Origin of the sequence: Streptomyces hyaluromycini, from assembly GCF_002217755.1 — a bacterium.
GTDB lineage: Bacteria > Actinomycetota > Actinomycetes > Streptomycetales > Streptomycetaceae > Streptomyces > Streptomyces hyaluromycini.
Window position 1 is genome coordinate 34,345 of the sequence record NZ_BCFL01000041.1, and the last position, 16,115, is coordinate 50,459.

Consider the following 16,115-nt stretch of genomic DNA (forward strand, 5'->3'; position numbering starts at 1 on the left):
CCCGCGTGCCTGGGCAGACGACCTACCGCGGCACGGTCCGCCGCTCTGACCCGCTGAACTCGCAAGACACCGGCTCTCCGCGACCCTCGCACTCTGTGGTTTCTTTCTCCGATGCCCCTCACCGGGGACTCAGCGCACGGCGTGGTCTGGGCCCGGCGTTCACGCCCGAGGCGATCGACACGAACATCGGGCTGTTCGCACGGCTCCAGGCAGAGTACGAGTTCGCCGCGCCGAGGATCCAGCGGGACATCGCCCACGGTCCCGCCCCCCGCCACCGTCTCGACGCCCACCGTGGATCCGACGGCACGACCGGCGCCCCCGTCCTGGTCTTCGTCCACGGCGGCGGCCTCACCGGCGGCGACAAGAAGCTCGACGGCATGCCGTTCCACGACAACGTGGGCGGCTGGGCGGCCCGCAGCCTCCCAGTACATCGACGCCGCGGTGGCGTGGGTGCGCGAGAACATCGAGTCGTACGGCGGTGACCCCGCCGGGATCGTCGTCATGAGCCAGTCCGCGGGCGCGGCACACGTCGGGTCGTACCTCGCCGGGCACGGCGGCACCCGTACCGACGGGCGGCCGGGGCGGTCCTGTTGTCCGGCATCTTCGAGCCGGCGAGCGCCGAGCAGAACCCGCTGCTGTTCGCCGACTGCACCGACATGGACGACGCGGCCTTCCGGGAGATGCTGGCGAGGTTCGTCGGCAGCTTGGACCCGGCGAGCTGACCAGGCCTCCGGCGCCGTTCAGGAGTAGGCGTCCTCGACGGCGACTCGTCGCACCGTACGCAACGTCGACCGGAGACTGTCCGGATCGGTGGAGCCCAGGGCGAGGCGGATCGCCTGCGGTGTGTGGATCGAGGTGCTGAAGGGTTCGGCCGTGGTGACCGAGATGCGCTGACGCGCGAGGGCGGCGGTCAGGCGATCGGCGCGTGCGTCGTCGGGCAGCGGCAGCCACGTGAAGTAGGACGAGGGGTGGCCGACGAGGGGCAGGCCTGCCAGCTCTTGCCGGGCGAGCGCTTGGCGGGCCTCGGCGTCGTCTCGTTTGCGCGCTTCCAAGTGGTCCACCGTGCCGTCGTCGAGCCAGCGGCAGGCGATCGCGGTGGTGAGGGCCGGGGTGTTCCAGGTGGTCGCCCGGATCGCGCGTTCGAGCGACGGCACCGCGGACGGCGGGGCGACGACGAAGCCGACCCGGAGGCCGGTGGCGATGCTCTTGGACAGTCCCGAGACGTAGACGGTGATGTCCGGCGCGGTCGCGGCCAGCGGCGGTGGCGGATCCTCGACCAGGTAGGCGTAGGAGGCGTCTTCGATGATGAACGGACTGTGCTGTCGGGCGATCTCGATCAGGCGGGTCCGGCCGGTCGCCGGCATGACCCAGCCCAGCGGGTTGTGCAAGGTGGGCATGGTGTAGATCGCGCGCACGGGGCGGGTCGCGCACAGCTTCTCGAGGACATCGAGATTCGGGCCGTCGGCGGTTGCGGGTATGGGCTCCAGGTCGAGATGGAAGGCGTGCGCGAGCACCTTGAAACCCGGGTAGGTGAGTGCGTCGACCGCGACGACGTCGCCGGCGTTGAGCGCGGCCATGACGGTGACGGCCAGACCGTGCTGCGCGCCGTTGGCGATGAGGATCCGATCCGCGTCCGTGGTGATTCCCCGACGCCTCAGGTGCCGTGCGATCGAGGCTCTGTCCTGGGGGCGCCCCCTATGTGGCTGGTAGCGCAGCAGGGAGTCGATGTCACCGGAGGTGGCCACCTCGCGCAGAGCCTGCCGGAGGAGGTCGGCCTGCCCGGGCAGCGACGGATAGTTGAAGTTGAGGTCGACCGCATCCGTGGCGACGACCTGCTGATCGATGCCGTGGCCGGCGGGAACCGCGATGTCACGCACGAACGTACCGCGGCCCTGTTCCCGGCTCACCAGACCCATCGTCTCCAGCTCGGCGTACACCCGGGTCGCGGTCACCACGGCGATGCCCTCACGGGCGGCGAGCCCGCGGTGTGTCGGCAGCCGCACGCCCGCGGCGAGCCGCCCGGACCGGATGTCGGACGCGAGCGCGTCGACCAGCGTCTTGTACCGCGAGGCTGCCATGCACCGGATTGTACGCATGACAATTCTTTGACTGTCCTGTTCGCGGCTCCTTACCGTCAGGACCCACCCACCCGGAAGGACAGCCGCCGTGCACATCGCCATCCTCACCTTCGAGGGCTACAACGAGCTCGACTCCCTGATCGCCCTCGGTGTGCTCAACCGCATCAAGAGCGACGACTGGCGCGTCACCATCGCCACCCCCAGCCCCAAGGTGACGTCGATGAACGGGGTGGTCATCGAGCAGATGTCCACTCTTGAGGAGGCGTGCGCCGCCGACGCCGTGATCGTCGGCAGTGGCATCGCCACCCGCGAGGTCGTCGAAGACCCGGCGATCATGAACATCCTGCGCAGCCTGGACCCCTCGCGCCAGCTCATCGCGGCACAGTGCTCCGGCGCGCTCGTGCTGGCCAGGCTCGGCCTGCTCGGCGACATCCCCGCCTGCACCGACCTGATCACCAAGCCCTGGGTCGTCGCCGCCGGCGTCGAGGTACTCGACCAGCCCTTCTACGCCAGGGACAACATCGCCACCGCCGGCGGCTGCCTGGCCTCGCACTACCTCGCCGCCTGGATCATCGCCCGCCTCGCGGGCAAGGAGGCCGCCGACGGTGCGCTGCACTATGTCGCCCCGGTGGGGGAGAAGGAGGAATACATGGAGCGCGCCTGGCGCAACATCACCCCGTACCTGCCCGCTCCCGCGCCGGCGCTCGTCTGAACACCGGCCGCGGCCCGAACACCTGCCGGCCCCTTGGACAGAGAGGTCTCACAGCGATGAACGACGCGGGGAAAGACACGGCACACGGCGGCGCGCAACCGGCGCCGAGCGACCACCGACCGGGCATGACCCGCGACGAGGCAACGGCTGCGATCGTTTCCAGCAGACTGGCCAAGGGGCTCACGTGGCAGCAGCTGGCTGACGCCATCGGCCGGCCGCTGGTGTGGACCACCGCGGCACTGCTCGGGCAGCACCCGCTCCCACCGGAGAGCGCACGTCAGGTCGCCGAACTGCTCGACCTGCCTGCGGAAGCCGTGCCGGTGCTCGCCGCCGTTCCGTATCGCGGCGGCCTTCCCACCGCGGTACCGACCGATCCGACGATCTACCGCCTCTACGAGGCACTGCAGGTCTACGGCCCGGCCTTGAAAGAGCTGATCCACGAGCAGTTCGGCGACGGGATCATGAGCGCGATCAACTTCAAACTGGACATCGGGCGCGCGACCCACGACGGGGCCGAGCATGTCGTCATCACCTTCGACGGGAAGTTTCTGCCCTACAACTGGCCCAGTGACTGACCCTGTTCGAGTGGCGCACGATGTTCAGATCGCGGCGTGGGCGCCCCTGTCGCGCTGTGAGACGGCCAGGTAGCCGACGAATCCGACGATCGCGACCGTCCACGCCGCGGTGACCGGCGCCAGGCCGAGACCGAGGCCGCCGCGGGTGTGGCCGAGGGCCATCCAGTCGGCGAGTGAGGCGCCGAGAGGGCGGGTGATGACGTACGCGGTCCAGAAGGCGGTGACCGCGTTCAGGGCGCCGAAGCGGTGGGCCAGGGCGGGCACGCAGATGGCGGCCGCGAACAGGACGGCCGAGCCCAGGTAGCCGAGGCCGGCGGTGGCGGAGAGGTCGCCGGCGGCGGTGCCGAGGGCGAAGGTGGCGAGTACGGCCGCCCAGTAGAACGCTTCGCGGCGGCGGGTCTGGATGGTGTGGACGGAGAGGGTCCGCTCGCTGGCGTACCAGAGCATGAAGACCGCGGCCAGGACGATGAGGAAGGCCGGCGTCGACACCGTGTACGGCACGCCGAGGCCGACGTGCAGGACGTCCGCGGCCATGGTGCCGAACACGCTGACCATGACGACGGCGGTCCAGTAGGCCCAGGCGACATAGCGGCGCAGGGCGAACTGGACGGTCAGGGAAGCCGCCAGGGCGAGGCCGCCGAGCGCGACCGCCGGTACCGGGCCGAGCGTTCGGGCCAGGAGGTCCGATGCCGTCTCGCCCATGCCGGTGGTCAGAACCTTGATGATCCAGAAGTAGACGGTCACCTCCGGCACCTTGTTCGCCAACTGGCGTACGGGGGCGAGGGGTCGGTCGTCGAGGAGGTGCCTTGCGGTCATGATCCACACGATGGCACGCCGAGCCTGAACGCGACCTGAACGGCGAGACCGAGGGCGTAGTGGCGCGTAGCACCGCGGTACGACCCGACGGGTGTGGATCGGTCCCCGGTACCACCGAACCGGGGCGTTTCGGCTCCTAGCGTTGCCGGTGAGGCGTCGAGGGCGACAGACGGGCGCCGGTTCCGACAGGAAGAGACGCGCATGATCGACGCACAGCGGCTGACCAAGAGGTACGGCGAGAAGACGGCTGTTGACGGGCTCGACTTCGCCGTGAAGCCGGGCACGGTGACCGGCTTTCTCGGGCCCAACGGCGCGGGTAAGTCGACGACCATGCGCATGATCGTCGGGCTCGACGCGCCGACGAGCGGGTCGGTGACGGTCAACGGGCGGCCCTATGCCCGCCACGAGGCGCCGCTCCAGGAGGTCGGTGCCCTGCTGGAGGCGAAGTCGATCCACCCGGGCCGCTCGGCCTACAACCACCTGCGGGCGCTCGCGCTGACCCACGGTATTCCGCGTCGCCGGGTGGACGAGGTGATCGAACTGGCCGGTCTCGGCAGCGTGGCGAAGAAGCGGGCCGGTGCGTTCTCTCTCGGTATGGGGCAGCGGCTGGGCATAGCGGCGGCGCTGCTGGGCGATCCGCAGACGGTGATGCTGGACGAGCCGGTCAACGGTCTGGACCCGGAGGGCGTCCTCTGGATCCGTAACCTGCTGAAGGCGCTCGCCGACGAGGGCCGGACCGTGTTCGTGTCCTCGCACCTGATGAGCGAGATGGCCGCGACGTCTGAGCTCTGCCTGACGGACCTGCTGCCCTGAAGCACGCCGGTGCCGGCACCCCGGTGACCCTGTCGGGGGTCGTCGGGGACGAACGGCTCGCCATCCGGGTCCGCGACAACGGGCCCCGACCTGACACCTCAGGGAGGTACCCGGTGACCACGGTGCTCGTCGACGACCAGCAGCTGCAGCGCTACGGCTTTCGGGTGTTGCTCGACTCCATGCCTGAGACGGAGGTGGTCGCCTCCCTCACCGAACGCGAGCGCGAGATCCTCGTGGCCATCGGCAAGGGCTGGACCAACAGCGAGGTCGCCGCCCGCTTCGTCGTGGCCGAGTCCACCGTGAAGACGCACGTCGGTCGTGTCCTGGCCAAGATCGGCGCCCGCGACCGCGTCCAGGCCGTGATCTTCGCCTACGACCAGGGAATCGCCCGCCCCGGTGCCGGCTGAACAGAAGGCGTCTCACACCGGCCGCCGCCGCCCGCCATGCCGGGCACCTCACGGCGGGGCGTCCTGCTGGACAACGCCCGGGTGCACGGGCGCGGAACGGGCATCGGCGGCACGTTGTGCGTGGTGCTGGGCCGCTCGGGTGGCAGTCACCTGAGCGGCCCAGCGTCCGGTGTTCGTCAGCCGGTCGGTCCTGCCGGGGTCGTGGTGGTCTTGAAGCCCTCGGTCTTGTTGGCCTGGAGGGCGAACTCGTTGGTGAACGTCTTGCTGAGATCCACCGATCCCTTCACGTTCCCGACCAGTTGCTCCGTCGCCAGGGAGGTCTTCGGACCGCCGGCCGGCATGATGCCGTCCGGGAGGAACTGGCCCTTGTCCTCGGTCAGGGCGGTGACGTAGTCGGCCTTGGTCACCAGCTGGTTCGACACGAACGACGCGGGCAGCTTGTTCGCGATGTCGGCCGCGCTGTGCGTGTTGATCCAGTGCATGGTGGCGACGAGCGCGTCGACGACCCTCTGCACCGTGTCCTTGTGCGAGTTCACCCAGTCGGTGCGGGCGAGCACGCTGGCCGCAGGGTAGGCGCCGCCCATCGCCGCCGTGGCGCCCTGCGTGGTGGCCAGGTCGATCGCGGAGGTGCCGACACCCTTCTTCTGGATCGCGGCGACCGTCGGCTGCGTCGTCATCACGCAGTCGACCTTGCCGTTCTGCAGCGCGGCGATGGCCGTGGAGCCCGCGCCGACCCCGATCCGGTGGAACTGACCGGTCTTGACGCCCTTCTTGGCGGCCAGGAACTGGGTGAGCGTGTCGGTGCCCGATCCCAGGTCGGTGACGCCCAGGGTCTTGCCCTTGAAGTCGGCGCCCGAGGTGACGCCCGACTTCTTGGTGCACATCTCCCGTTCGCCCGGCGCGCCGGAGAGCTGGACGACGTCCTCCACCGCCTTGCCCTTGGCCTGGAACTCGATCGTGTGGTTGTACCAGGCACCCGCCATGTCCACCTGCCCGGATGCCATGGCCTCCTCCGCTCCGACACCACCGTCCTGCTCGGTGCTGAGCTGTACGTCGACGCCGTACTTCTTGTAGAAGCCGAGGTTCTGGGCGAGCTGGTAGGGCAGGTAGATCTGCTTGTCTATGCCGCCCACCATGACCTTCACGGTCGGCGTGCCGCCGGAGCCGCTGCCGGCGGTGCTGCTGCTGGAGTTGCCGGAACAGGCGCTGGCAGCGCCGAGGGCGAGAACGGCGAGGACGGACGCGGCGACGGTGGCGGGTCGTCTGGACATGGCTGGCCACATTCCTTTTCTGAGGTGGAACAGGGAAGAGGGGGGGCGGGGAGGGGCTGGGTCAGAGGGCGTTCGACGCCTCGGACGGGGCCGGCGGTCGCCAGGACAGCAGCCGGTGTTCGAGCTTGCCGATCACCCACTCGGCGCCGAGCACGATGACCGAGATGACGAGCATCGTCGCGAACACGCCGTTGGGGTCGAAGTTGTTCTGCGCGGTCTTGATGACCAGGCCCAGGCCGCTCTGCGCGCCGAGCACCTCGCCGACCAGCGCGCCGACGATGGCGAAGCCGAAGGCGCTGTGCAGGCTCGCGATGATCCACGTCAGCGCGGAGGGCACGGTGACGTGCCGGATGATCTGCAGCTGGGAGGCGCCGAGCACCCTGGCGTTGGCGAGGATGTTGCGGTCGACCTCGCGCACGCCCTGGAAGGCGTTGAAGAAGACGATGAAGAACACCAGCACCGCGGCGAGCAGGATCTTCGGCAGCACACCGATGCCGAACGCGACGATGAAGATCGAGCCGAGGACGATCCGCGGGATCGCGTTGACCATCTTGATGTAGGGGCCGAGGACGTCGGCGAGGAAGCGGCTCTGGCCCAGCGCGATACCGAAGACCACTCCGGTGACGGCCCCGAGGGCGAAGCCGATGAGTGCCTCCTGGATCGTCGTCCAGATGTTCGCGTAGAAGGACCCGAACTCGGTGCCGTGCTGGAAGAGGTCGGCCAGCCGCTTGGCGATGCCGGACGGCTGCCCGAAGAAGAACGGGTCGACGATCCCCCAGGTGGTGAACGCCTGCCAGCCGCCGATGACGAGAACCGCGAGGCCGATGCGGCCCGCCCACACCAGGGCGACGCGGCGCCGGCGGGCGCGTTTGGCGGCCGCCCCGGGTGAGAGCTGTGCGCCGTCCTTGACGGGGACGGGGGAAACCGCGGACGTCGTGCTCATGCCGTACCTCCTGCGGTGCGTGCGTAGGCGCGCTCCACCTCCTCGCGCAGCGAGTCCCAGATCTGGTGCTGGAGTTCGATGAAGCGGGGCTGGAAGCGGATCTCCTGGACCGAGCCGCGCGGGCGGGGCAGGTCGATGTCGAAGACCGCCTTGACCGACCCCGGGCCGGACGTCATGACGACGACCCGGTCGGCGAGCGCCACGGCCTCGTCGAGGTCGTGGGTGATGAAGATGACCGAAGGCCGGATCTGCTCCCACAGACCGAGCAGTTCGGTCGACATGATCGCCTTGGTCTGCACGTCCAGGGCACCGAACGGCTCGTCCATGATCAGGATCCGGGGTTCGTTGATCAGTGCCGCGGCCATCGCCACGCGCTTGCGCATACCGCCGGAGAGCTGGTGCGGGTAGCGGTCCTCGAATCCCGACAGGCCGACCCGGCGCAGCCAGTCGCGCGCCGAGACCTGGGCCTGCTGCTTGGGTACCCCGCGGAAGACGGGGCCCATCAGGACGTTGCCGAGCACGGTCTTCCAGGGCAGCAGGGCGTCGGCCTGGAACATGAAGCTGACGCCGTCGGTGACGCCGTCGACCTCACGGCCGCCGACCTTGACCGAGCCCTCGCTGGGCCGGTCGAGCCCGGACACCATGCTCAGCGTCGTCGACTTGCCGCAGCCGGTCGGGCCCACCACCGCGCAGAACTGGCCGGGCTCCACGGTGAACGAAACGTCCTGCAGCGCCGTGAACACCTCACCGGCAGGAGTCAGAAATCGTTTGGTGAGCCCGGAGATCTCGACTCGCGCGCTGTCCTGGCCGGCTCTCTCGGCGACCGGACTCACCGCGGCATCGTTTCGCGAAGCCATCTGAGGCCGTCTCCTTCCTAACCTCGGGGGTCGAACCTCGGGGGTCGAGGAAGGCAGACGCTAGAGGCCGCCGGGTGTTACGTCGCTGTTTCATCCGTATCCCGCGTTAGCCGTGTTAGCCGGGCTTCTGCTCGTTCTGCTCAGCGAGCCGGGGGTGGGCAGAAGGCCGATGGCGGGGGCACAATCACGCCACCACGGGTACGGCGAAGGGGCCGAGCCCGGCAGCCGTACGACGGGCGAGAGACACTGGTGAAACCCATCCGGATCCCGGTCGGCCGTAGCGGGAAGGGCAGGCTCTCCGCGCGGATCCTGGCCAACCAGCTGGTCATCCTGGCGCTGACCGGGCTGATCGGCTTCGTGCTGTTCGCCTTCGCGCAGCGGGGCGAGATCGACCGTGCCTACGAGCAGCGGGCGCTCGACATCGCGCAGACCACGGCCGCCGAACCGCAGATCCGGCAGGCCATGCAGTACGGGGGCGGCGGCGACGTGGTGCAGACCGTGGCCGAACGGATCCGCAAGGCGTCCGGGGCGTCGTACGTGGTCGTACTCGACCTGCGCGGCATCCGGCACTCCCACCCCGACCCGGCGCTGATCGGCGAACCGACGGGCGATCCGATCGTGGTGCTGGACGGCAGGCCCCGCGTCGGTACCGACCAGGGCGCGACCGGGCGATCCGCCAACGGCAAGGCTCCGCTGTACGGGCCCACCGGCGAGCTGGCCGGCGAGGTGTCCGCGGGCATTCCCGAGCACTATGTGCTGGGCGAACTGTGGCGCGAACTGCCGACCTTCGGCCTGTACAGCGCCATCGCCGTCGCGCTCGGCTCGGCGGCCGCGTTCCTGCTCGCCGGACGGCTCAAGCGGACGACGTTCGGGCTGGAACTGGAGGAGATCGCCGGGCTGCTCCAGGACCGGGAGGCGATGCTGCACGGCATCCGTGAGGGAGTCATCGCCTTCGGCCCCGACGGAAGGATCACGGTGGTCAACGACGAGGCCCGCGACCTGCTCGGCCTCGGCACCGGGCTCGGCAGCATGCTGGAGGACGTGTTGCCGGACGGGCGGTTGCGCCGCGCCCTGGACGGCACCCTGACGGGCAGCGACATCAGCGTGCTCACCGACGACCACTGCCTGGTCGTCAACCGGATGCCGGTGGCCCTGCACGGCCGTGAACTGGGCGCCGTGGTCACCGTGCGCGACCGCACCGAGCTCATCGGGCTGCTGCGCGAACTGGATTCGGTGCGCGGGCTCACCGACGCGCTCCGCGCCCAACAGCATGAGTTCACCAACCGGATGCACACGGTGGCCGGGCTGCTGGACATCGGCGACCACGACGCCGCCTACGAGTTCGCCGTCGAGACGGCCGGCGCCGAGCAGGCGCTGACAGAGTCCGTACGGGAACGGATCGGCAACCCGCTGCTCGTGGGACTGATCGTCGCCAAGATCACGGTGGCCGCGGAACGCGGGGTGCGGATCGTCCTCAGCGACGACTCCGCCCTGGGCGAGGACCCGCCGCATCTGCGTCGACTGCTGACCATCGTCGGCAACCTGCTGGACAACGCGATCGACGCGGCCACGACCGGACCGGCGCGGCCGGACGGTTCCCAGGTGCGGTTGTCGTTGATCGAGGCCGTCGACGTGGTGCGGGTCGAGGTGGCCGACACCGGGCCGGGCATCCCGCCGGGCACCACCGAGTCGATCTTCGAGGACGGCTGGTCGACCCGTCCGGACCGGGGCACCGCCCGGCGCGGCCTCGGACTCGCCCTCGTCCACCGGCTGGTGCAGCGGCACGGCGGCACGATCACCGTCAGCGAGGGGTCGGGCGCGGTCTTCACCGTGACGTTGCCCGCACCCGACACCGCCCCGGCCCCGGAGGGCGCCCTGTTCACGACGGCTCCGCCGGTGCCGGTCGGCGCGCCGGACGGCAGCACGGGAGGTGACCGCTGGTGATCCGGACCCTGGTGGTGGACGACGACTTCCGGGTCAGCCGTATCCACTGCGACTACGCGTCCCGCGTCAAGGGCTTCGAGGTGGTCGGCCAGGCGGCGACCGTGGACGCGGCGCTCGACGCGGTGCGCACCCTCCACCCGGACCTGCTGCTGCTCGACGTCTTCCTGCCCGACGGCAGCGGACTCGACGTGCTGCGCCGGCTGAGCGGAGACGAGGGCGGCGACCGCCCGGACGCCATCATGATCACCGCCGACCGGGACATCACCTCGGTGCGGACCGCGATGAAACTCGGCGCCGTCGGCTACCTGGTCAAACCCTTCGGCGCGCCCGACCTCGCGGGGCGGCTCACCGCCTACCGCGAGCTCCAGCACCGTATGGACGCCCTCGGTACGGTCCCGGAGACCGACCAGGCCGATGTGGACGCCCTGTTCAGCGCCGCCCGCCCGCCGGCCGTGCCCCGCGTCCCGGCCAAGGGCCACTCCGCGCCGACGCTCGCCCTGCTGCACCAGACCCTGCGCACCGCACATGACGCCCTGTCGGCCGCGCAGGCCGCCGAACGCACCGGGGTATCCCGTGCCACGGCCCAGCGCTATCTCTCCTACCTGGTCAAGGAGGGCACGGTCCGGCTCGAACTGCGCTACGGAGCCACCGGACGCCCCGAGCACCGTTACCGCGTCACGCACTGACCGGGAGACGGGCGCCGTCTCGCGCGGTCGCTCGAACCCGCCGGATCCTCGCCGCGGACGGACCGCAAGCCTGTCTGTATCGGGCGCCGGCGCAGGACAGGACGACGGCTCGGCCCAGGCGCCGCCCTACGCGCTGCCGTTCGAACGGTTCGACGGCGCGGTGCTGTTCTGGGAGGAGACAGGCGGCCAGGCATCGTCTGTGTGGAGCTGTCTACAGGTACTGCGGCACTCCGGCATCCTCGATCGGATCTCCGGCAAGGTCGTGGGCATACCGGAGGCGATCGACGGACTCGACTCGCGCGGATCACCGAGCCGAGCGGTCATCCGGCAGGCAGGCTGACCGTGAAGCGTGCACCCGGGTTGTGCGCGGGGTCGTGGGAGACCTCGCCGCCGACGGCGCGGGCGAGGCGTCGCGCGAGCGGCAGCCCGAGGCCCGCGCCGTCGTGGCCGTCGCCGTCGTCGGCGCGTCGGCCGGGCTGGAACAGCTCGCAGGTGAACCCTTCCGGCACGCCGGGACCGTCGTCGACGACGTCGATCCGCACGGCACCGTGGATCCGGCGCGCGGACACGGTCACGGTGGAGCGGGCGTAGCGGACGGCGTTGGCCAGGAGAGGGCTGACGATGCGTTCGAGGAGAGCGGGGGCCACCCCTGCCTGCAGTGCCTCGGCTTCGCTCTCGACCATGGCCTTCACCCGGCCCGGGGTGTCGAGACCCTGGATCATGCGGTCCAGAACGGGGACGACGTCGGTCGTGCCGGGGGCCGTGGGCGGGTTCAGCGCGTTGTCGCGGGCGTCGGTCAGGAGCGTGTCGCAGATCGTGCGCATGGACCGGGTGGCCTCGGCGATCACTTCGTGGGTGGCGCGGGTCTCGGCTTCCGAGCGGGAGCGGCTCCGCCACCAGTCGAGTTCGATGACGATCCGGGTGAGGGGGGTGCGCAGTTCGTGGGACAGTTCGCCGGTGAGTTGCCGTTCGTGGCGCAGCACGGTGCGGATGCGGTCCAACAGGGCGTCCAGGGAGGCGCCGAGGCGGGCCAGTTCGGCCGGGTGTTCCGCGGCGCCGAAGCGCTCGTCGGAGCCCACCGCACTCCACTGGGTGGCCTGGTCGGTCATCGTCCGCACCGGGCGCAGTGCCCGGCCGACCGCGAGACGCGTGAGCACGTAGGTGCACGCCAGCATGACCGTGTCCAGCATCAGTGATGCCAGCAGCAGGGTCTTGGCCGAACTGCGGTAGGGGCCGAGGTCCAGGGCGGTGACGACGGTCGCTGTGGCGTGGCGGCCGGTCAGGGGCCGGGAGCAGAGCCGGACGGGCCGGCCGTGGGCGTGGCTGGTCGTGCAGGTCGGCTTGCGCTGTGCGGCCAGCCGGTCGGCGGTCAGTGTCAGCCGGCTGCCGACCGTGGCCGATGGAGGGTTTTCGAGCAGTCGTGTGCCGGAGTAGATCCACACGTTCGCGTCGAGGAGACCGTCGTTGGAGGTCTCCAGGACGCGCACCCGGGAGCCGCTCGTGTCGACGGTCGTGGCCACGGCGGCGGCCCTGTTGCGCAGCTCGTCGTCGGCCTGATGCTGCAGATGCCGGTCCATCACCACGTTGAACGCCACGGTCAGGACGGTCATCAACAGGGCGGCGGTGGTCAGCGCCACGAGCGAGAGCCGGCCGCGCAGGGTGCGGGGCGCCGGACGGCGAAGGACACGGTCGAGTGTCATGACAGGTGGTGTCCGATCCCTCGTGCCGTGCCGATCGTCACCGTGCTGCCGGCCTCGCGCAGCTTGCGACGCAGTCGCGTCAGATACTGGTCCAGGGTGTTGTCACTCACGTGCGCGCCTTCGGGCCAGGCCGCTCTGACCAGCTCGCGGCGGGGCACGGTGGAGCCTGCCGCGGTCACGAGCGGCGCGAGCAGCCGGAACTCGGTCGGAGTCAGCGTGACGCGGTCACCGTGCACGGTGACGGTGTGCCCGACCGGGTCCAGGACGAGGTCCCCGGCCGTGGCCGTCGGAGTGGGCGCGGCTCGTTTGAGAGCGGCTCTCAGGCGTGCGGTGAGCTCGGCGAGGTGGAAGGGCTTGGGCAGGTAGTCGTCGCCGCCGGCGGAGAAGCCGGACAGCCGGTCGGTGAGCCCGTGCCGGGCGGTCAGGAAGATCACGGGAGCGACGAAGCCGTTGGCGCGCATCGCCTGGCACACGTCCCGTCCGTCGGCGTCGGGCAGACCGATGTCCAGAACGGCCGCCGCGCAGTCGGCGCCGGCCAGCCGCAGGGCCGTTGCGCCGTCGGTGGCCAGGACGGGGTCGAAGCCGTCCTCGGCCAGGCCACGACGCAACACGTCGCGCAGAGCGTTGTCGTCCTCGACGACCAGGATCTTCTGACGCATGATCTTCCGGTGACTCCTCGGCCACGCGGCGGGCTGTGCCGGCGACGGTCGATTGGTTCAGGGGCAACGGGCAGCGGACGCGGCGGCCCGGACGTGATCCGCCGGGCCAGGCCTTTCGACCGTCTGCGCACCACATTCATCAGGCCGGGGTCATCCGCGTTCCTGCGGCGCACCGGCGGCACGGCGGGAGCGGAGGACCTCGGCCAGCAGAGGGATCAGCGACACGACGACGATCAACGCGACCAGTGGTAGCAGGTAGCGGTCGACGTTCGGGATCGAGGAGCCGAGTGCGTAACCGGCGAGCGTCAGGCCGAGGCTCCACACCAGCCCGCCGGTCACCTGCCACACGGTGAACGTCCGTACCGGCACGCCGAGCGTACCCGCCATCGGGTTGAGCACCGTGCGCACCACCGGCACGAAGCGGGCCAGGACGACGGCCTTCGCGTATCCGTAGCGCTCCAGCAGTTCCTCCGCCCGTTGCGCCCCCTCCCGCAGCCGCGTCGAGCGGCTGCGCGCGAGGAGCGCCGGGCCGGCCTTCCGGCCGAGCAGGTATCCGCACTGCGCACCGGCCACTGCTCCGAAGGCCGCCGCGACCAGCAACGGCCCGAGCGAGAGGTGGACGGCCTGGTCTGCCGAGCCCGTGCACAGCAGACCCGCCGTGAACAGCAGGGAGTCCCCGGGAAGGAAGAAACCGACCAGCAGCCCTGTCTCCGCGAACATCACCACGCCCACACCCAGGACACCGAACGCGCCCAGCAGCGACCGGGCGTCCAGGACGTTGACGGCCAGTTGCGAGGCGAGGTGCAGCGGTGCGGTCATAGGCCCCGGGTCCCTTCTGGAGTGACTACAGTCTTGTAGACGGTTTGTGAACTGTAGACGAACGACGAGCGAGGAGCGTTCCCGTGGCCTAACGGGCGATCAGTGATCTGAGGCACTGCCACCGGCAGGGTGAATGTCCTGCTCGCAGGTGTCGTGGGAGCGGGCGTCGTCCAGGTGGGTGAAGCGTTCACAGACGGCAGTCAGGATGCGTTCAGGTGCCCGGTGGCATGGTCGGGCAGTGTGATCTACGAAGCGTCTGAGAGTCCGGTGGTTCCGGAGGCAGGCCGGGCCCCGGGTTCGCGGGACCGGCTGCGTCGGAGCAAGGTGCCCGAGGTCACCGTCCACTTCTGGATCATCAAGGTGCTGTGCACGACGGTCGGCGAGACCGCGGCGGACCTGCTGAACGAGAGGGCGGGTCTCGGGCTGACCGGTGTGTCGGTGCTGATGAGTGCCCTGCTGGCCGTGGTCCTGGTGGTCCAGTTCCGCTCCAGCGCCTACCGGCCGGGCGTGTACTGGCCGGCGGTGGTGCTGATCAGTGTCGTCGGCACGCTGGTCAGCGACAACCTCACCGACAACATGGGCGTGCCGCTGGAGACGAGCACCACGGTCTTCGCGATCGTCCTCGCGCTCGTGTTCTTCGCCTGGTACCGGCGCGAGCGAATCCTGTCCCTCCACCACATCGACACCACCAGCCGTGAGTCCTTCTACTGGCTGGCCGTCCTGTCCACCTTCGCCCTGGGCACCGCGGCCGGTGACCTGGTGTCCGAGCGTATCGGCCTCGGCTACTGGCTGTCCGCCGTCCTCTTCGCGGCGGTCATCGCCGCGGTGGCCATCGCGCACTTCGCGCTGGACCTGGACGCGCTGTGGAGTTTCTGGAGCGCCTACATCCTGACCCGCCCGCTGGGCGCCTCGATCGGCGACTACCTCTCGCAGCCCACCGGCGACGGCGGCCTTGGCCTCGGCGCCGTCGTGACCAGCGCCCTGTTCCTGTCGGTCATCCTCGGACTGGTCGTCCACCTCTCCGTCACCCGCAGGGACGTCGCCCGACCGGAGCACGCGTAGGGACGTACGGCCTGAGCTACGAGCCAGGCCGGTGGTTCCTCCTGTCAGTCCCGGCCGCGCCCGACTGCGGGTCTCGGCCCGCGCCCCGGCGACGTCCGTGGTGACGTCGTGGCGGGGAGAGGGGCGGACGGCCGTTGTGGAGAAGCGGCGCGTGTGCGCATCGGGCCATGCCGCTCGTGATGCCCGAGTGGGGCGGGAGTTGCACACGGTGGCAGTCAGGATGTGTTCAGGTTCCAGCTGGCACAGTCGGGGACCATGACCGATGAAACGTCCGATGGTCCGGTGGTTCCAGAGGCGTGCGCCCACCAGCGAGAGCGGCAGCGAGCCGGCGAACAACCGGTCGAGGCGGGCTCGCACCCCTTTTCCGGCACTGAATGGCGAGGTGCCGGGAGAGCCTTTGTACGGCCGGGAGGGGAGGCCGCACGCGGGGATCGGGCGATGGGAATTCACGGGCTACCCAGGTTGAATTCCGGGACGGAGGTCCCGGAGTTCCGGTCAGCTCCGTCGGTCAGCACTCGAATTGGCTCCATGAATTCTTTAGGCCGGCCAGGGAAATAGGGGCCTTCCGGCCGTCCGGCATGGGCGCGGTCTGACCCGAGAAGCCGAATGCTTCCGAGCCGGCCAATGCTTGCGAACCGACGACCATGGCGCCGACTCTCGCTACCTCGGCGGCTCCCGTCAGCGGCATCAACGCCTTCCCTGCGCCTCAGAAGGTCCTCGCGCGGGCCGCGGAAATAACAAAAGCGGAGGCCATTCCAAGAACGCGGGCCCTG

16 protein-coding genes and 2 pseudogenes are annotated in these 16,115 nt (G+C 70.1%); 10 read left to right on the forward strand and 8 right to left on the reverse strand.

Features of this window, described 5'->3' with window-relative positions; translation table 11 throughout:
• The first annotated feature begins 95 nt into the window (after positions 1–95).
• Positions 96–482 carry a hypothetical protein gene (locus SSP29_RS59475; RefSeq protein ID WP_089107566.1) on the forward strand — a complete coding sequence of 129 codons (387 nt, stop codon included), beginning with the start codon at positions 96–98 and terminating at the stop codon, positions 480–482.
• Between the two features lie 108 nt (positions 483–590).
• Entirely contained in the window at positions 591–722 is a 132-nt protein-coding gene (locus tag SSP29_RS61065) for a hypothetical protein (protein WP_275539795.1), read from the forward strand.
• An 18-nt stretch (positions 723–740) separates the two neighbouring features.
• Here SSP29_RS61065 and SSP29_RS49310 read toward each other — a convergent pair whose 3' ends face one another.
• The gene (locus tag SSP29_RS49310) at positions 741–2,078 is read right to left on the reverse strand and encodes an aminotransferase-like domain-containing protein (RefSeq protein WP_089107567.1); all 1,338 of its coding nucleotides are present in this window, start codon (positions 2,076–2,078) and stop codon (positions 741–743) included.
• Positions 2,079–2,166: 88 nt separating this feature from the next.
• On the opposite strand from SSP29_RS49310, the gene SSP29_RS49315 reads away from it, so the two are divergent.
• Both SSP29_RS49315 and cynS read left to right on the forward strand, forming a co-directional pair.
• The gene (locus SSP29_RS49315) at positions 2,167–2,790 is read left to right on the forward strand and encodes a DJ-1/PfpI family protein (protein WP_089107568.1); all 624 of its coding nucleotides are present in this window, start codon (positions 2,167–2,169) and stop codon (positions 2,788–2,790) included.
• Between the two features lie 125 nt (positions 2,791–2,915).
• Entirely contained in the window at positions 2,916–3,365 is a 450-nt protein-coding gene (cynS, locus tag SSP29_RS49320) for a cyanase (RefSeq protein ID WP_089107569.1), read from the forward strand.
• Positions 3,366–3,389: 24 nt separating this feature from the next.
• Here the strand turns inward: cynS and SSP29_RS49325 are convergent, their stop codons facing one another.
• Entirely contained in the window at positions 3,390–4,181 is a 792-nt protein-coding gene (locus tag SSP29_RS49325; protein ID WP_089107570.1) for a COG4705 family protein, read from the reverse strand.
• 201 nt (positions 4,182–4,382) lie between these two features.
• Between SSP29_RS49325 and SSP29_RS49330 the strand changes: the two are divergent.
• Positions 4,383–4,967 (forward strand): annotated as a pseudogene (locus SSP29_RS49330) (ABC transporter ATP-binding protein); the annotation flags it as partial.
• Positions 4,968–5,191: 224 nt separating this feature from the next.
• Positions 5,192–5,401 (forward strand): annotated as a pseudogene (locus tag SSP29_RS49335) (response regulator transcription factor); the annotation flags it as partial.
• Between the two features lie 176 nt (positions 5,402–5,577).
• Here SSP29_RS49335 and SSP29_RS49340 read toward each other — a convergent pair.
• The 3 genes from SSP29_RS49340 to SSP29_RS49350 form a co-directional block, all read right to left on the reverse strand.
• The gene (locus SSP29_RS49340; protein ID WP_218036979.1) at positions 5,578–6,672 is read right to left on the reverse strand and encodes an ABC transporter substrate-binding protein; all 1,095 of its coding nucleotides are present in this window, start codon (positions 6,670–6,672) and stop codon (positions 5,578–5,580) included.
• A 61-nt stretch (positions 6,673–6,733) separates the two neighbouring features.
• Entirely contained in the window at positions 6,734–7,615 is an 882-nt protein-coding gene (locus tag SSP29_RS49345) for an ABC transporter permease (RefSeq protein ID WP_089107572.1), read from the reverse strand.
• Positions 7,612–8,472 (reverse strand): ABC transporter ATP-binding protein, encoded by an 861-nt coding sequence (locus tag SSP29_RS49350; protein ID WP_089107573.1) that lies wholly within the window; start codon positions 8,470–8,472, stop codon positions 7,612–7,614. The genes SSP29_RS49345 and SSP29_RS49350 overlap by 4 nt, the downstream gene beginning before the upstream one ends.
• A 249-nt stretch (positions 8,473–8,721) precedes the next feature.
• On the opposite strand from SSP29_RS49350, the gene SSP29_RS49355 reads away from it, so the two are divergent.
• From SSP29_RS49355 to SSP29_RS61070, 3 genes are read left to right on the forward strand one after another with little or no spacing between them, the layout of a single operon-like run.
• Positions 8,722–10,416, forward strand: a complete 1,695-nt coding sequence (locus tag SSP29_RS49355) for an ATP-binding protein (protein ID WP_150136460.1) — start codon at positions 8,722–8,724, stop codon at positions 10,414–10,416.
• On the forward strand, positions 10,413–11,102 hold the full coding sequence (locus SSP29_RS49360) for a response regulator (RefSeq protein WP_089107575.1): 690 nt from the start codon (positions 10,413–10,415) through the stop codon (positions 11,100–11,102). Before SSP29_RS49355 ends, SSP29_RS49360 begins: the two co-directional genes overlap by 4 nt.
• A complete protein-coding gene (locus SSP29_RS61070) occupies positions 10,990–11,442 on the forward strand; it encodes a hypothetical protein (protein WP_275539796.1) in 453 nt (150 codons plus the stop codon). The genes SSP29_RS49360 and SSP29_RS61070 overlap by 113 nt, the downstream gene beginning before the upstream one ends.
• On the opposite strand, the gene SSP29_RS49370 is transcribed toward SSP29_RS61070, so the two are convergent.
• From SSP29_RS49370 to SSP29_RS49380, 3 genes are all read right to left on the reverse strand, one after another.
• The gene (locus SSP29_RS49370) at positions 11,423–12,802 is read right to left on the reverse strand and encodes a sensor histidine kinase (protein ID WP_089107576.1); all 1,380 of its coding nucleotides are present in this window, start codon (positions 12,800–12,802) and stop codon (positions 11,423–11,425) included. The genes SSP29_RS61070 and SSP29_RS49370 overlap by 20 nt on opposite strands.
• Positions 12,799–13,461, reverse strand: a complete 663-nt coding sequence (locus SSP29_RS49375) for a response regulator transcription factor (protein ID WP_089107577.1) — start codon at positions 13,459–13,461, stop codon at positions 12,799–12,801. The genes SSP29_RS49370 and SSP29_RS49375 overlap by 4 nt, the downstream gene beginning before the upstream one ends.
• A gap of 150 nt (positions 13,462–13,611) precedes the next feature.
• Positions 13,612–14,280, reverse strand: a complete 669-nt coding sequence (locus SSP29_RS49380) for a DedA family protein (RefSeq protein WP_089107578.1) — start codon at positions 14,278–14,280, stop codon at positions 13,612–13,614.
• A 240-nt stretch (positions 14,281–14,520) separates the two neighbouring features.
• Between SSP29_RS49380 and SSP29_RS49385 the strand changes: the two genes are divergently transcribed.
• Entirely contained in the window at positions 14,521–15,342 is an 822-nt protein-coding gene (locus tag SSP29_RS49385) for a COG4705 family protein (protein ID WP_089107579.1), read from the forward strand.
• Positions 15,343–16,115 lie beyond the last annotated feature (773 nt).

What these genes read in the sequence shown, in the direction of transcription:
- cynS (WP_089107569.1), top strand. Translation starts at nt 2,916, where the DNA reads ATGACCCGCGACGAGGCAACGGCTGCGATCGTTTCCAGCAGACTGGCC.
- SSP29_RS49345 (WP_089107572.1), bottom strand. Translation starts at nt 7,615, where the DNA reads ATGAGCACGACGTCCGCGGTTTCCCCCGTCCCCGTCAAGGACGGCGCA.
- SSP29_RS49375 (WP_089107577.1), bottom strand. Translation starts at nt 13,461, where the DNA reads ATGCGTCAGAAGATCCTGGTCGTCGAGGACGACAACGCTCTGCGCGAC.
- SSP29_RS49380 (WP_089107578.1), bottom strand. Translation starts at nt 14,280, where the DNA reads ATGACCGCACCGCTGCACCTCGCCTCGCAACTGGCCGTCAACGTCCTG.
- SSP29_RS49325 (WP_089107570.1), bottom strand. Translation starts at nt 4,181, where the DNA reads ATGACCGCAAGGCACCTCCTCGACGACCGACCCCTCGCCCCCGTACGC.
- SSP29_RS49370 (WP_089107576.1), bottom strand. Translation starts at nt 12,802, where the DNA reads ATGACACTCGACCGTGTCCTTCGCCGTCCGGCGCCCCGCACCCTGCGC.
- SSP29_RS49350 (WP_089107573.1), bottom strand. Translation starts at nt 8,472, where the DNA reads ATGGCTTCGCGAAACGATGCCGCGGTGAGTCCGGTCGCCGAGAGAGCC.
- SSP29_RS49310 (WP_089107567.1), bottom strand. Translation starts at nt 2,078, where the DNA reads ATGGCAGCCTCGCGGTACAAGACGCTGGTCGACGCGCTCGCGTCCGAC.
- SSP29_RS49340 (WP_218036979.1), bottom strand. Translation starts at nt 6,672, where the DNA reads ATGTCCAGACGACCCGCCACCGTCGCCGCGTCCGTCCTCGCCGTTCTC.